Here is a 13,901-nt window from a genome sequence, read left to right on the forward strand (position 1 = left end):
ATTTTAGGAGATAATAAATGGCAATTACAAAAGAAGATGTATTAGAATATATTTCTAATTTAACAGTTTTAGAGTTAAGTGAATTAGTTAAAGAATTTGAAGAGAAATTCGGTGTTAGTGCAGCACCAGTAATGGTTGCAGGTGCAGCAGGTGGTGCAGCAGGCGGTGATGGTGCAGATGAAAAAACAGAATTTGATGTTGTATTACTTGATGCAGGTGATAAAAAAATTAATGTTATTAAAGTTGTAAGAGCTTTAACAGGATTAGGACTTAAAGAAGCAAAAGATGCTACTGAAAAAACACCTTCAACTCTTAAAGAAGGAATCAGTAAAGAAGATGCTGAAGCAGCTAAAAAACAACTTGAAGAAGCTGGAGCTAAAGTCGAGCTTAAATAAAACAAAAATGAAGGAGGGTAAGCCTTCCTTCAAAACATTTCGTGCTAACTTTAGCACCAATTTTTCTTTCAAATTTTGCCATGAGGTGGTCAAATGCTAAATAGCCTATATTCTGGAAATCGTCTTAGAATTGATTTTTCAAAAGCCAAAAAAGAGATTGATATTCCAAATTTATTACAATTACAAAAAAAGAGTTTTGATAGTTTTTTATACAAAAAAGACAGTATTGAAAGTGGTATGGAAAGAGCTATAAGATCAATTTTTCCTATACACGATCCACAAAACAGACTTAGTTTAGAATATGTTGATTATGAAATTTTAAAACCAAAATATTCAATTAGAGAGTGCGTAGAAAGAGGATTAACCTACTCCGTAAGCTCAAAAATGAAAATCAGACTTGTCATTTATGATAAAGATGAAAAAACTGGGGAAAAAACAGGAATTAAAGAAATAAAAGAACAAGAGATATTTTTAAGAGATATTCCTTTAATGACTGATAGAGTTTCTTTTATCATAAATGGAGTTGAAAGAGTTGTTGTAAATCAACTTCATAGAAGTCCTGGTGTTATTTTCAAAGAAGAAGAAAGCCCAACAGTATCAAATAAAAGAATTTATACAGCACAAATAATACCAGATAGAGGTAGTTGGCTTTATTTTGAATATGATGCAAAAGATATTTTATATGTCCGTATAAATAATAAAAGAAAAATGCCTATAACTATTTTATTTAGGGCATTAGGATATGGAAAACAAGATATTATAAAACTTTTTTATCCTATAAAAACACTTCGTGTTGAAAAAGGTAAATTTTTAACAAAATTTGATCCAAAAGACTACACAACAAGGTTAGAATATGATATAAAAGATCCAAAAGGTAATGTTGTTCATCAATCTGGAAAAAGACTTACTCCAAGTAAGGCTAAAAAACTTATTGATGATGGTTTGGAATATGTAGAATATCCAATTGATGTATTACTTGAAAGATATCTTTTTGATCCTATTATAAATAATGAAAGTGGAGAAATTCTATACGATACCTTATCCTTGCTTGATGAAGCAAAGATAGAAAAAATTTTAAAATCGCAAAAAGAAATCACCATAGTAAACGACCTTGCTGATGGTGTTGATAGTAGTGTTATTAACTCATTTTTACAAGATGGTGATACTCTAAAAACACTTCAACAGCTTGAAAAAATAGATAATGAAAATGATCTTGCAGCAATTAGAATTTACAAAGTTATGCGTCCTGGCGAACCTGTTGTAAAAGAAGCAGCAAGAGAGTTTGTAAATGATCTTTTCTTTAATCCAGAAAGATATGATTTAACAAAAGTTGGTCGTATGAAAATGAATCATAAGCTTGGTATTGAAGTTCCTGAGTATGTAACTGTAATGACAAGCGAAGATATTATAAAAACTGCAAAATATCTAATTGGTGTTAAAAATGGAAAAGGCTTTATAGATGATAGAGATCATTTAGGAAACAGAAGAATTAGATCTATTGGAGAGCTTTTGGCAAATGAAACTCATTTAGGTCTTGTAAAGATGCAAAAAACTATAAGAGATAAATTTACAACACTTAGCAATAATGTAGATGAGTTAATGCCGCATGATTTAATAAATGCAAGAATTATAACAACTACATTGATGGAATTTTTTACAGTTGGGCAGCTTAGCCAGTTTATGGATCAAACAAACCCATTAAGTGAAATAACCCATAAAAGAAGACTTTCAGCTCTTGGACAAGGTGGTCTTGTAAAAGAAAGAGCAGGATTTGAAGTAAGAGATGTTCACCCAACTCATTATGGTAGAATTTGTCCTATTGAGACACCTGAGGGACAAAATATTGGCCTTATAAACACACTTGCTACTTATGCAAAAGTAAATGACTTAGGTTTTGTTGAAGCACCTTATAGAAAAGTAGTAAACTCAAAAGTAACTGATGATATAGTTTATTTAACAGCTACACAAGAAGAAGGAATTGTAATAGCGCCTGCCTCAGCTAGAGTTGATGAGGATGGAAATTTACTTGATGAGTTTTTAGAAGCTAGAAAAGATGGTGAAAACATATTAGCTAGAAAAGAAGAAGTAGGTTTAATTGACTTATGTTCTGGCATGATAGCTGGTGTTGCAGCTTCACTTATTCCATTTTTGGAGCACGATGATGCAAACAGAGCTTTGATGGGTTCAAACATGCAGCGACAAGCCGTTCCACTTCTAAAGCCAATTGCTCCAATTGTTGGAACAGGTATGGAAGCTACTATTGCAAGAGATTCTTGGACAGCTGTAAAAGCAAAAAGAGCAGGAATTGTTGAAAAAGTAGATAGTAAAAACATATTTATTTTAGGCGAAGATGAAAGTGGTCCTTTTATAGACCATTACTCAATGGAAAAAAACTTAAGAACAAACCAAAATACAATGTTTTCTCAGCACCCAATTATCAATAAAGGTGATGAAATAAAAGCTGGTCAAATCATAGCAGATGGTGCAAGTATGCATGAGGGCGAACTTGCTCTTGGTAAAAATGCTCTTGTTGCATTTATGCCTTGGCATGGATACAACTACGAAGATGCCGTTGTTATGAGTGAAAAGATGATTAGAAATGACGAATATACAAGTATTCATGTTTATGAAAAAAGTATTGAGGCAAGAGAATTAAAAGATGGTGTTGAAGAAATAACCAGAGACATTCCTAATGTAAAAGAAGAAGAGCTTATCCATCTTGATGAAAGTGGAATCGTAAAAATCGGTACTGAGGTAAGATCTGGAATGATTTTAGTTGGTAAAGTAACCCCAAAAGGTGAAGTTAAGCCAACTCCTGAAGAAAGACTTTTAAGAGCAATTTTTGGAGAAAAAGCAGGCCATGTTGTAAATAAATCATTGTATGCAAACTCCTCAACTGAAGGTGTTGTTATAGATGTTAAGATATTTACAAAAAAAGGATATGAAAAAGACTCAAGAGCTATAAAGGCGTATGAGGCTGAAAAAACAACCCTTGAAAAAGAACACCATGATAGACTTTTAATGCTAGATAGAGAAGAGACTTTAATGGTTTCATCTTTACTTGAGAAAAAGCCATTAAAAGAAGATGGAAAACTTGGTAAGTTGGAATTTAAAAAAGGTGATTTCGTTCCAAGAAGTGATCTTGAAGAAAGCAATAGATTTGCTTTAAACAGTTTTATAAAATCTTATGAAAAAGCAATTCAAACCGAATATGATGATATAAAAAATCACTTCCAAAACGAGAAGAAAAAACTAAAAGAAAATCATGATGAAAAGCTTGAAATTTTAGAAAAAGATGATATTTTACCAAGTGGTGTTGTAAAACTTGTAAAAGTTTATATCGCAACAAAGAGAAAGCTAAAAGTTGGTGATAAAATGGCTGGTCGTCACGGAAACAAAGGTATTGTTTCTAACATCGTTCCAGAAGTTGATATGCCATATCTTCCAAGCGGAAAAAGAGTTGATATAGTTTTAAACCCATTAGGTGTTCCAAGCCGTATGAATATCGGACAAATTATGGAAAGCCACTTAGGTTTAGTTGGTGTAAAACTTGGCGAACAAATTGAAAAAATGATGGAAGAAAAAACAGGTGAATGGATTAAAAATTTAAGAGCAAAAATGATTGATATCGCAAGTACTTCAAAACTTATGAATGCCAAAAAAACTTTAGAAAAGTTAAGTGATGATGAGCTTTTAAAATATGCAAGAGATTGGAGTCATGGTATTAAATTTGCTGCACCTATTTTTGAAGGTATTGTGCCTGAGGATTTTGAAAAACTATTTAAAATGGCAAATATTGACCCAGATGGCAAAACCGAACTTTATGATGGAAGAACTGGTGAGAAATTTAAAGAAAGAGTAAATGTAGGTTGTATGTATTATCTAAAACTTCATCACCTTGTTGATGAAAAAGTTCATGCAAGAAGCACAGGGCCATATTCTCTTGTTACACAGCAACCTGTTGGTGGTAGAGCACTAAGTGGTGGTCAAAGATTTGGAGAAATGGAAGTTTGGGCATTAGAGGCTTACGGTGCGGCTTATACATTAAGAGAAATGCTAACAATTAAATCAGATGATATTGATGGTAGACTTGAAGCTTATAAAGCTTTAATTAGAGGTGAAAATGTTCCATCAGCAGGTGTTCCTGAAACATTTTTTGTTTTAACAAAAGAGCTTAAATCATTAGCACTTGATATAAATATATTTAAAAAAGAGGATGAGGATAATGAGTGATTTCGCAAAAATTGAGATAACTGAAAATAAAAGACCTCACGACTTTGATGCAGTTCAAATTCAGCTTGCAAGCCCTGAAGAGATAAGAGCTTGGAGTCATGGAGAAGTAAAAAAACCTGAAACAATAAATTATAGGACTTTAAAGCCTGAAAGAGATGGGCTTTTTTGTGCTAAAATTTTTGGACCAATAAGGGATTATGAGTGTCTATGCGGCAAATATAAAAAGATGAGATTTGAGGGACATAGATGCGAAAAGTGCGGTGTTGAGGTAACAAGCTCTAAAGTTAGAAGAACTAGAATGGGTCATATTGAGCTAGTTACTCCGGTTGCACATATTTGGTATGTAAACTCACTTCCAAGTAGAATTGGTACTCTTTTAGGCATTAGAATGAAAGATCTTGAAAGAGTCTTATATTATGAAGCTTATATAGTGGATAATCCAGGTGATGCATATTATGATAATGAAAATACAAAAAAAGTTGAGAAATATGAAGTTTTAAATGAAGAGCAATATCAACTTTTAAGTAGTAGATTTTACAATACAGGCTTTAGTGCTGCAATGGGTGGAGAAGTTATACATAGGCTTTTAAGCGAGCTTGATTTAGTTTCCATAGTTGCAGAACTTAAAGAAGCTATGGAGTCAACAAAATCAGAAGCTAGAAAAAAAGATATTATAAAAAGATTAAAAGTTGTAGAGAGCTTTTTATCTTCTAATAATAAACCAGAGTGGATGATGATAACAGCTCTTCCAGTTTTACCAGCTGAGCTTAGACCTTTGGTTAGTTTAGATGGTGGTAAATTTGCAGTAAGCGATGTAAATGACCTATATAGAAGAGTAATAAATAGAAACACAAGACTTAAAAGACTTTTAGAGCTTGATGCTCCTGAAATAATTATAAGAAATGAAAAAAGAATGCTTCAAGAAGCAGTTGATGCTCTTTTTGATAACGGAAGACGCGCAAATGCTGTAAAAGGAGCAAACAAAAGACCTTTAAAATCCTTAAGTGAAATTATAAAAGGAAAACAAGGAAGATTTCGTCAAAATCTACTTGGAAAAAGGGTTGATTTTTCAGGTCGTTCAGTTATTGTTATTGGGCCAAATTTAAAAATGGATCAATGCGGTTTGCCAAAAACTATGGCACTAGAGCTTTTTAAGCCACATTTAATTGCAAGACTTCAAGAAAAAGGCTATGCTGCAACTGTAAAACAAGCTAAAAAAATGCTTGATGATAAAGCAGTTGAGGTTTGGGAATGTTTAGAAGAAGTTGTTAAAAACTATCCTATCATGCTAAACCGTGCTCCAACACTTCACAAAATGTCAATTCAAGCTTTTCACCCAGTATTGGTTGATGGAAAAGCGATAAAGCTTCACCCGCTCGTTTGTGCTGCTTTTAACGCTGACTTTGACGGGGATCAAATGGCCGTTCATGTACCACTTTCTCAAGAGGCTATTGCAGAGTGTAAAGTTTTAATGCTAAGCTCAATGAATATCTTACTTCCTGCAAGTGGAAAAGCAGTTTGTGTTCCTTCACAAGATATGGTTTTAGGACTTTATTATCTATCTTTGGAAAAAGAAAATGCAAAAGGAACAAATAAAATTTATTCAAGCGTTGATGAGGTTATGATAGCTGTTGATAGCGGATATTTAGATGTTCATGCAAAAATAAAAACTATGATCGAGTCAAATACAGTATTTACAACAGCAGGAAGACTTATTTTAAAATCAATTATTCCTGATTTTATAGATGAAAAAATGTGGAATAAAATTTTAAAGAAAAAAGATATTGCAAATTTGATTGATCAAGTTTATGAAAAAGGCGGGCTTGAAGTAACAGCAAAATTCTTAGATGATTTAAAAGATTTAGGATTTGACTGGGCTACAAAGGCTGCAGTAAGTATCTCTATGGCTGATATAATAACTCCAAAGTCAAAAGTAAAATATATAGATGAGGCCAAAAAAGAGGTTAAAGAAATACAAAGTCAGTATGGCGTAGGTCTTTTAACAGATAGCGAAAGATACAATAAAATCATCGATATATGGACAAACACAAATGCCAAAGTCGCAAGAGAGATGATGAATTTAATTGAAAATGACCAAAGTGGATTTAACTCTATTTATATGATGGCAGATAGTGGAGCTAGAGGTAGTGCTGCACAAATTCGTCAGCTTGCAGGTATGAGAGGACTTATGGCAAAACCTGATGGAAGTATTATTGAAACTCCAATTACTTCAAATTTCCGTGAGGGATTAAACGTGCTTGAGTATTTTATCTCAACTCACGGAGCTAGAAAAGGTCTTGCAGATACTGCGTTAAAAACTGCAAACGCTGGATATTTAACAAGAAAACTAATTGATGTTGGACAAAATGTTAAGGTAACTATGCATGATTGTGGAACTCATGAAGGTATCGAAATAACAGAAATAACTGCAAATGGTGCTTTAATAGAGAGCTTAGAAGATAGAATTATTGGAAGAGTTTTAAGTGATGATGTAATTGACCCAATTACAAATGAGATACTTTTTTCTCAAGGCACTTTAATAGATGCACAAATCGCAAAAGAAATATCAGAAGCTGGAATTAAATCAGTAAGTATTAGAACACCAATTACTTGTAAGGCTAAAAAAGGTGTTTGTGCGAAATGTTATGGAATAAATTTAGGCGAAGGTAAAATGGTAAAACCAGGAGAAGCAGTTGGAATTATTGCAGCTCAATCAATTGGCGAGCCAGGAACTCAGCTAACACTTAGAACATTCCATGTTGGTGGAACAGCCTCAACAGAACAGCAAGATCACCAAATTCTAGCAAAAAGTGAGGGTTTTGTAAGATATTACAATATAAAAACTTACGAGAATAAAGGAAAGCAAATAGTTGCAAATAGAAGAAATGCGGCTATTTTAATTGTTGAACCAAAGATAAAAGCCTCATTTGATGGAGTTTTGGAAATTGAAACTTCATACGAAGATGTTATTTTAACAGTAAAATCAAAAGGCAAAGAAGAAAAGCACACTATTAGAAAGCATAATATTGCAAAAGTGAATGAGCTAGCAGGAGTTAGTGGAAAGATAGAAGGTAAGTTTTATCTTCCATATAAAAATGGCGACAAAGTAGCAGCTTCAGAAAGTATAGTTGAGATTGTAAAAGAGGGTTGGCATGTTCCAGGTCGTATCCCATATGCAAGTGAAATTCATATAGATGATGGTGAGCCTATTAGCCAAGTAACAAAAACTAGCTCAAGTGGAACACTTAAATTTTATATTCTTGATGGTGCTTCACTTACAAGAATTAGAGATATTAAAAAAGGCTATGAAGTAAAAGAAAAAGGTCTTTTTGTAGTAGTTGCCGATGATGATGATAGAGAGGCTGCAAGATATTATATCCCTAGAACTTCTATTGTTGAGTTTGATGATAATAGCAAAGTAAAAAATGGTGATGTTATATTTAAACCTAAGAAAAATGAAAAAATTATAATAGCTCAGTGGGATCCATATTCAACTCCAATTATTGCAGAAGATAATGGTGTTGTAAGTTTTGAGGGAATTGAGCCAGGATTTAGTGCAACTGAGCAGTATGATGAGCTTACAGGACAAACTCGTTTAGTTGTAAATGAGTATTTGCCACAAGGTATAAAACCAACTATTAGTGTAGTTACTGATAGTAAAACTCTAACTTATCAAATAGAGCCAAAAACTATCATTTATGTATCAAATGGTCAAAAAGTAGCTTTGGCTGATACTTTGGCAAAAACTCCAAAAGCTGTAGCAAAATCAAGCGATATTACCGGAGGTCTTCCAAGAGTTAGTGAGCTTTTTGAAGCTAGAAGACCAAAAAATGCAGCTGTTATAGCTGAAATTGACGGTGTTGTTAAATTTGGAAAGGCACTTCGTTCAAAAGAAAAGATTGTTATTGAATCTCCTGATGGTCTTGAGGTTGAGCACATGATAGATAAATCTCTTCAAATTCAAGTAAGAGAAGGTGAGTTTGTTCATGCTGGTGAAAAGCTAACTGATGGGCTTATAAGCAGTCAAGATGTGCTTAGAATTTTAGGTGAAAAAGCACTTCATCAATACTTAATAAGTGAAATTCAACAAGTTTATAGAAGTCAAGGTGTTGCTATTAATGACAAGCATATTGAGATTATCGTTTCTCAAATGTTAAGACAAGTTAGCATTTTAGATAGTGGAAATACAAGCTTTATTGTAGGGGATTTGGTAAGCAGGCGTAAATTTAGAGCCGAAAACGAAAAAGTTATGAAAATGGGTGGCGAACCAGCTATTGCAGAGCCTATTTTACTCGGTGTTACAAGAGCGGCTATTGGAAGTGATAGTTTTATTTCAGCTGCATCTTTCCAAGAAACTACTAAAGTTTTAACCGAGTCAAGTATTTCTGGTAAATTTGACTATCTAGAAGATTTAAAAGAAAATGTTATTTTAGGAAAAATGATTCCTGTTGGAACAGGACTTTATAAAAAAGATAAAGTTAAGATAAAATCTAACGAGTAGATTTAAAACACTAAATTTCAAAAGGGATAACCTTTTGAAATTTAGATAAATTTTGTATAATGACATAAATTTATTTAGGAGAAATTTATGTCTAAATATCTAAATTATCCAAATTTTGGATTATTAATTCTTAGGATATTTTTAGGAATTTGCGTTTTATATCATGGACTTTTTAAACTAAAATTTGGAATAGAACCTGTTGCTTCACTTCTTATAAATGCTAAAATACCTTCATTTTTATCTTATTTTGTATATCTTGGTGAAATTTTAGCACCAGTTATGATAATATTTGGAATTTATACTCGCTTTGCCTCTATTATGTTAATAGCAACATCTGGTGTGATTTTATATGTTGCATATATGGATAAGCTTTTTGCTGTTACAAATTTTGGCGGGCTTGTACCTGAGATAGTTTATCTTTATTTAGGTGCGTCTTTATGCTTATTATTTTGCGGCGGTGGCAAATTCAGCATAAAAAATGATTAAAGGATTTTAAAAATATGTTACTTATAAAAATGCAAAACTCATAAATATGGGAGTTGCTACCGTAAAAGCCTTATATAATGAGTTTTTAATTTTATAAAAAAAGCAATTATGAAGAAATTTAAAAATCATCTATTTTACAATATCTACTGTTAAATCTTTGATATTTAGTAGGTTTTAACATTTTTTAAGCAGTTTTTAGATAATATTAGGTCTTTTTAATAAATTTAATGATGAAAGGAATTATTGTGCCAACCATTAATCAATTGGTCAGAAAAGAACGCAAAAAAGTGATTCAAAAATCAAAATCACCAGCGTTACAAAATTGTCCTCAAAGAAGAGGAGTTTGTACTAGGGTTTATACAACAACCCCTAAAAAACCAAACTCAGCTTTGAGAAAAGTTGCCAAAGTTAGGCTTACAAGTGGATTTGAAGTTATTAGTTATATAGGCGGTGAAGGTCACAACCTACAAGAGCACTCTATCGTTTTAGTAAGAGGCGGAAGAGTAAAAGACTTACCTGGTGTTAAATACCACATCGTTCGTGGAGCATTGGATACAGCAGGCGTTGCAAAAAGAACTGTTTCAAGATCTAAATACGGTGCTAAACGCCCTAAAAAATAGTTTAGCTAACAAAAACAGACTAGCCCTTGATTTGGCTAAGTTTGAGTAAAATTTTATAAATTTGAAGGAAAAATAATATGAGAAGAAGAAGAGCTCCCGTTAGGGAAGTAATGCCTGATCCTATTTATGGCAATAAAGTAGTCACTAAATTTATTAATGCACTTATGTATGATGGTAAAAAAAGCACTGCAACAAGAATAATGTATGGTGCTTTAGATCTTATCGACAGCAAAAGCGAAGATGTAAAAGGTATAGATGTTTTTAATGATGCTATTGAAAATGTTAAGCCTATTTTAGAAGTTAAGTCAAGAAGAGTAGGTGGTGCGACATACCAAGTTCCTGTTGAGGTTAGACCGGTAAGACAACAGGCTTTAGCTATTAGATGGATTATTTCATTTTCAAGAAAAAGAAGTGAAAGAACTATGATAGAAAAATTAGCTTATGAACTTATGGATGCTGCAAGTTCAAAAGGTGCTTCATTTAAGAAAAAAGAAGACACATATAAAATGGCAGAGGCAAATAAAGCTTTTGCTCACTACCGCTGGTAAGGAGTTGTTATTATGGCTAGAAAAACACCTTTACATATGGTTAGAAATATCGGTATCGCTGCTCACATCGATGCTGGTAAAACAACAACAAGTGAGAGAATTTTATTCTTTACAGGAGTTAGTCATAAAATTGGCGAAACTCACGAGGGTACAGCTACAATGGACTGGATGGCTCAAGAAAAAGAAAGAGGCATCACAATTACATCAGCTGCTACAACATGTTTTTGGAAAAATCACCAAATCAACCTTATAGACACCCCAGGACACGTTGATTTTACAATCGAAGTTGAAAGATCAATGAGAGTTTTAGATGGTGCTGTTGCGGTATTTTGTTCAGTTGGTGGTGTTCAACCTCAAAGTGAAACTGTTTGGAGACAAGCAAATAAATACCATGTTCCAAGAATTGTTTTTGTAAATAAAATGGACAGAGTTGGGGCAAATTTTTACAATGTTGAACAACAAATTAAAGATAGATTAAAAGCAAATCCTGTACCACTTCAAATTCCAATTGGTGCAGAAGATGACTTTAAAGGCGTTGTTGATTTAGTAAATATGAAAGCTTTAGTTTGGGAAGATGATACAAAACCAACAACTTATGTTGAAAGAGAAATTCCTGCTGAGCTAATGGATAAAGCAAAAGAATACCATGATAAATTAATTGAAGCTGTTGCTGAAACTGATGATGCATTAATGGATAAATACTTCAGTGGTGAACAATTAAGCGTAGATGAGATTAAAGAGGGTATTAAAAAAGCTTGTTTAAATTTAAGTATAATTCCTATGATGTGCGGAACCGCTTTTAAAAATAAAGGCGTTCAACCACTTCTTGATGCAATTGTTGATTATTTGCCAGCACCTGATGAGGTTGCTGATATTAGAGGCGAGTACGAAAACGGAGATGAGGTTTTTGTAGAATCATCAGATGATGGTGAGTTTGCCGGACTTGCATTTAAGATTATGACAGATCCTTTCGTTGGTCAGCTTACTTTTGTTAGAGCCTATAGAGGCATCCTAGAAAGTGGAAGCTATGTTTACAATACTGTAAAAGGCAAAAAAGAAAGAATTGGAAGAATTCTTAGAATGCACTCAAACAAAAGAGAAGAAATTAAAGAACTTTATGCTGGAGAAATTGGTGCTGTTGTGGGACTAAAAGATACTCTAACAGGTGACACATTAGCTGGAGAAAAAGATCAAGTAATACTTGAAAAAATGGATTTTCCAGATCCAGTTATAAGTGTTGCAGTTGAGCCTAAAACAAAAGCAGATCAAGAAAAAATGGGTATTGCGCTTCAAAAACTAGCTCAAGAAGATCCAAGCTTTCAAGTAAAAACTGATGAAGAAAGCGGTCAAACCATTATTAGCGGCATGGGTGAGCTACACCTTGAAGTTATCGTTGATAGAATGCTTAGAGAGTTTAAAGTTGATGCTGAAATAGGTAAACCACAAGTTGCATATCGTGAAACTATTAGAAAAACAGTTGAGCAAGAATATAAATATGCTAAACAATCAGGTGGTCGTGGTCAATATGGTCATGTTTATTTACGACTTGAACCGCTCGAGCCAGGCACTGGATATGAGTTTGTTAACGATATTAAAGGTGGTGCTATTCCAAAAGAATATATTCCAGCTGTTGACAAAGGCTGCCAAGAAGCAATGCAAGGTGGAGTTTTAGCAGGATATCCAGTTGAGGATGTTAGGGTAACTGTATATGATGGAAGTTATCACGAAGTTGATAGTTCTGAAATGGCATTTAAACTAGCTGCTTCAATGGGCTTTAAAGAAGGTGCTAGAAAAGCAGGAGCTGTTATACTTGAACCAGTTATGAAAGTTGAAATTGAGACACCAGAAGAGTATATGGGTGATGTTATAGGTGATATTAATAAACGCCGTGGTCAAGTTAATAATATGGGCGATAGAGGTGGAAATAAAATAATTGATGCATTTTGCCCACTAGCTGAGATGTTTGGCTATTCAACAGATTTAAGAAGTCAAACTCAAGGTCGTGCAACTTACTCAATGGAATTTGATCACTACGATGAGGTTCCAAAAAATGTAAGCGAAGAGATAATTAAACAAAGAAACGGCTAAATTTAAGGGGTAGAATTTTACCCCTTTTTATTTTTTTAAAAATTTTTACCTTTTAAAATTTTTTAAATTTCCGCTGAAATTGATTAAATTTTATTTTATTTTTTAAATTTTTTTCCTCTGTTTTTTTTGCTTTAAAATTTATTTTATTTTTTATTTTTCAAAATTCAAATTTATGCGGTTTTATATATTAAAATAAACTTATAATTTATAATTAATATTTTTATTTAAGTCGTTTTTTTTTTTTTTTTTTTTTTTTTTTTTTTTGATAAAATGCTTTTTAAATTTTATTTAAAGGTATATTTATGAAAAATTTAGTCTCTGTTTTAGTTTTAACAATTTTTTTAGCTGGTTGCAATCTTGCACAACCTTCACCAAATTTAGGCACGAAAGCTGAAAATATTAAGCTTAACAAAAGCACAAAAACCGAAGTAATTCAAATTTTAGGTCACCCAAATTCTAAATCATCAAATAGATATAGTGATGTTTGGAATTATTATAATAATGATTATAGTGATACAGTTTCCATTAGTTTTAATAAGAAAGGTATCGTAGATGATGTTTCCATTCGCTCAACTGGTGATGGGTCAAGTTCTTTTGCTGATGATATCACAAAAGATGCCACCAATACTCTTAAAAACGAAGCATCCACTGCTATAAGAGACAGTCTTAGGGGTATTTTTAGAAGATAATTAAATTTTAGGCTCAAATTTGAGCCTTTCTCTCAAAATTATACAAATTTCAATATAGTTTAATTTCAAATAAGATAAAATAACGATTTGAATTAAAATTTCTCCTCATAGCTCAGCAGGATAGAGCGCAAAATTCCTAATTTTGAGGCCGTGAGTTCGAATCTCGCTGAGGAGACCACTTTTTATACTTATTAAGGTTATATTAATATTTTAAACACGCTTTTTTAAACAAAAATCCAGTATTCGTGGCATATTTCAAGCAGTAGTAAATTTTTATGATATAAAAAGATATAATGCTTACTAAGATTCAAATAGGTGAATTGTATTTATTAATAATTTAT

General features: G+C 32.6%; 8 protein-coding genes and 1 tRNA gene. All 9 read left to right on the plus strand.

The features are described from left to right. The first annotated feature begins 17 nt into the window (after positions 1 to 17). The 9 genes from rplL (at position 18) to HMPREF9309_RS04335 (ending at position 13,738) form a co-directional block, all read left to right on the plus strand. Positions 18 to 395, plus strand: coding sequence for a 50S ribosomal protein L7/L12 (gene rplL / locus HMPREF9309_RS04295; protein ID WP_016646693.1), 378 nt, complete (start codon positions 18 to 20; stop codon positions 393 to 395). A gap of 93 nt (positions 396 to 488) precedes the next feature. After that, positions 489 to 4,628 carry a DNA-directed RNA polymerase subunit beta gene (gene rpoB, locus HMPREF9309_RS04300; protein ID WP_016646694.1) on the plus strand — a complete coding sequence of 1,380 codons (4,140 nt, stop codon included), beginning with the start codon at positions 489 to 491 and terminating at the stop codon, positions 4,626 to 4,628. After that, entirely contained in the window at positions 4,621 to 9,129 is a 4,509-nt protein-coding gene (gene rpoC / locus HMPREF9309_RS04305) for a DNA-directed RNA polymerase subunit beta' (RefSeq protein WP_016646695.1), read from the plus strand. Before rpoB ends, rpoC begins: the two co-directional genes overlap by 8 nt. Before the next feature lie 87 nt (positions 9,130 to 9,216). Further along, positions 9,217 to 9,615 carry a DoxX family protein gene (locus tag HMPREF9309_RS04310; protein ID WP_016646696.1) on the plus strand — a complete coding sequence of 133 codons (399 nt, stop codon included), beginning with the start codon at positions 9,217 to 9,219 and terminating at the stop codon, positions 9,613 to 9,615. A 245-nt stretch (positions 9,616 to 9,860) separates the two neighbouring features. After that, positions 9,861 to 10,235: a 30S ribosomal protein S12 gene (gene rpsL, locus HMPREF9309_RS04315; RefSeq protein WP_016646697.1), complete on the plus strand. Its 375-nt coding sequence runs from the start codon at positions 9,861 to 9,863 to the stop codon at positions 10,233 to 10,235. A 77-nt stretch (positions 10,236 to 10,312) separates the two neighbouring features. Continuing rightward, on the plus strand, positions 10,313 to 10,783 hold the full coding sequence (gene rpsG, locus HMPREF9309_RS04320; protein WP_016646698.1) for a 30S ribosomal protein S7: 471 nt from the start codon (positions 10,313 to 10,315) through the stop codon (positions 10,781 to 10,783). A gap of 12 nt (positions 10,784 to 10,795) precedes the next feature. Next, positions 10,796 to 12,871 carry an elongation factor G gene (gene fusA, locus HMPREF9309_RS04325; protein WP_016646699.1) on the plus strand — a complete coding sequence of 692 codons (2,076 nt, stop codon included), beginning with the start codon at positions 10,796 to 10,798 and terminating at the stop codon, positions 12,869 to 12,871. Between the two features lie 302 nt (positions 12,872 to 13,173). Further along, complete coding sequence (locus HMPREF9309_RS04330; protein ID WP_016646700.1) at positions 13,174 to 13,560, plus strand: hypothetical protein; 387 nt, start codon at positions 13,174 to 13,176, stop codon at positions 13,558 to 13,560. Between the two features lie 101 nt (positions 13,561 to 13,661). Beyond that, positions 13,662 to 13,738, plus strand: a tRNA-Arg gene (locus tag HMPREF9309_RS04335). Positions 13,739 to 13,901: the final 163 nt, after the last annotated feature.

The sequence above is a fragment of the Campylobacter ureolyticus ACS-301-V-Sch3b genome, from assembly GCF_000413435.1.
GTDB classification, from domain to species: Bacteria; Campylobacterota; Campylobacteria; order Campylobacterales; family Campylobacteraceae; genus Campylobacter_B; species Campylobacter_B ureolyticus_A.

Bases quoted from the DNA above. Each gene is read 5' to 3' on its own strand.
- rpsG (WP_016646698.1), top strand. From the start codon at position 10,313: ATGAGAAGAAGAAGAGCTCCCGTTAGGGAAGTAATGCCTGATCCTATT.
- HMPREF9309_RS04330 (WP_016646700.1), top strand. From the start codon at position 13,174: ATGAAAAATTTAGTCTCTGTTTTAGTTTTAACAATTTTTTTAGCTGGT.
- rplL (WP_016646693.1), top strand. From the start codon at position 18: ATGGCAATTACAAAAGAAGATGTATTAGAATATATTTCTAATTTAACA.
- rpoB (WP_016646694.1), top strand. From the start codon at position 489: ATGCTAAATAGCCTATATTCTGGAAATCGTCTTAGAATTGATTTTTCA.
- HMPREF9309_RS04310 (WP_016646696.1), top strand. From the start codon at position 9,217: ATGTCTAAATATCTAAATTATCCAAATTTTGGATTATTAATTCTTAGG.
- rpoC (WP_016646695.1), top strand. From the start codon at position 4,621: ATGAGTGATTTCGCAAAAATTGAGATAACTGAAAATAAAAGACCTCAC.
- fusA (WP_016646699.1), top strand. From the start codon at position 10,796: ATGGCTAGAAAAACACCTTTACATATGGTTAGAAATATCGGTATCGCT.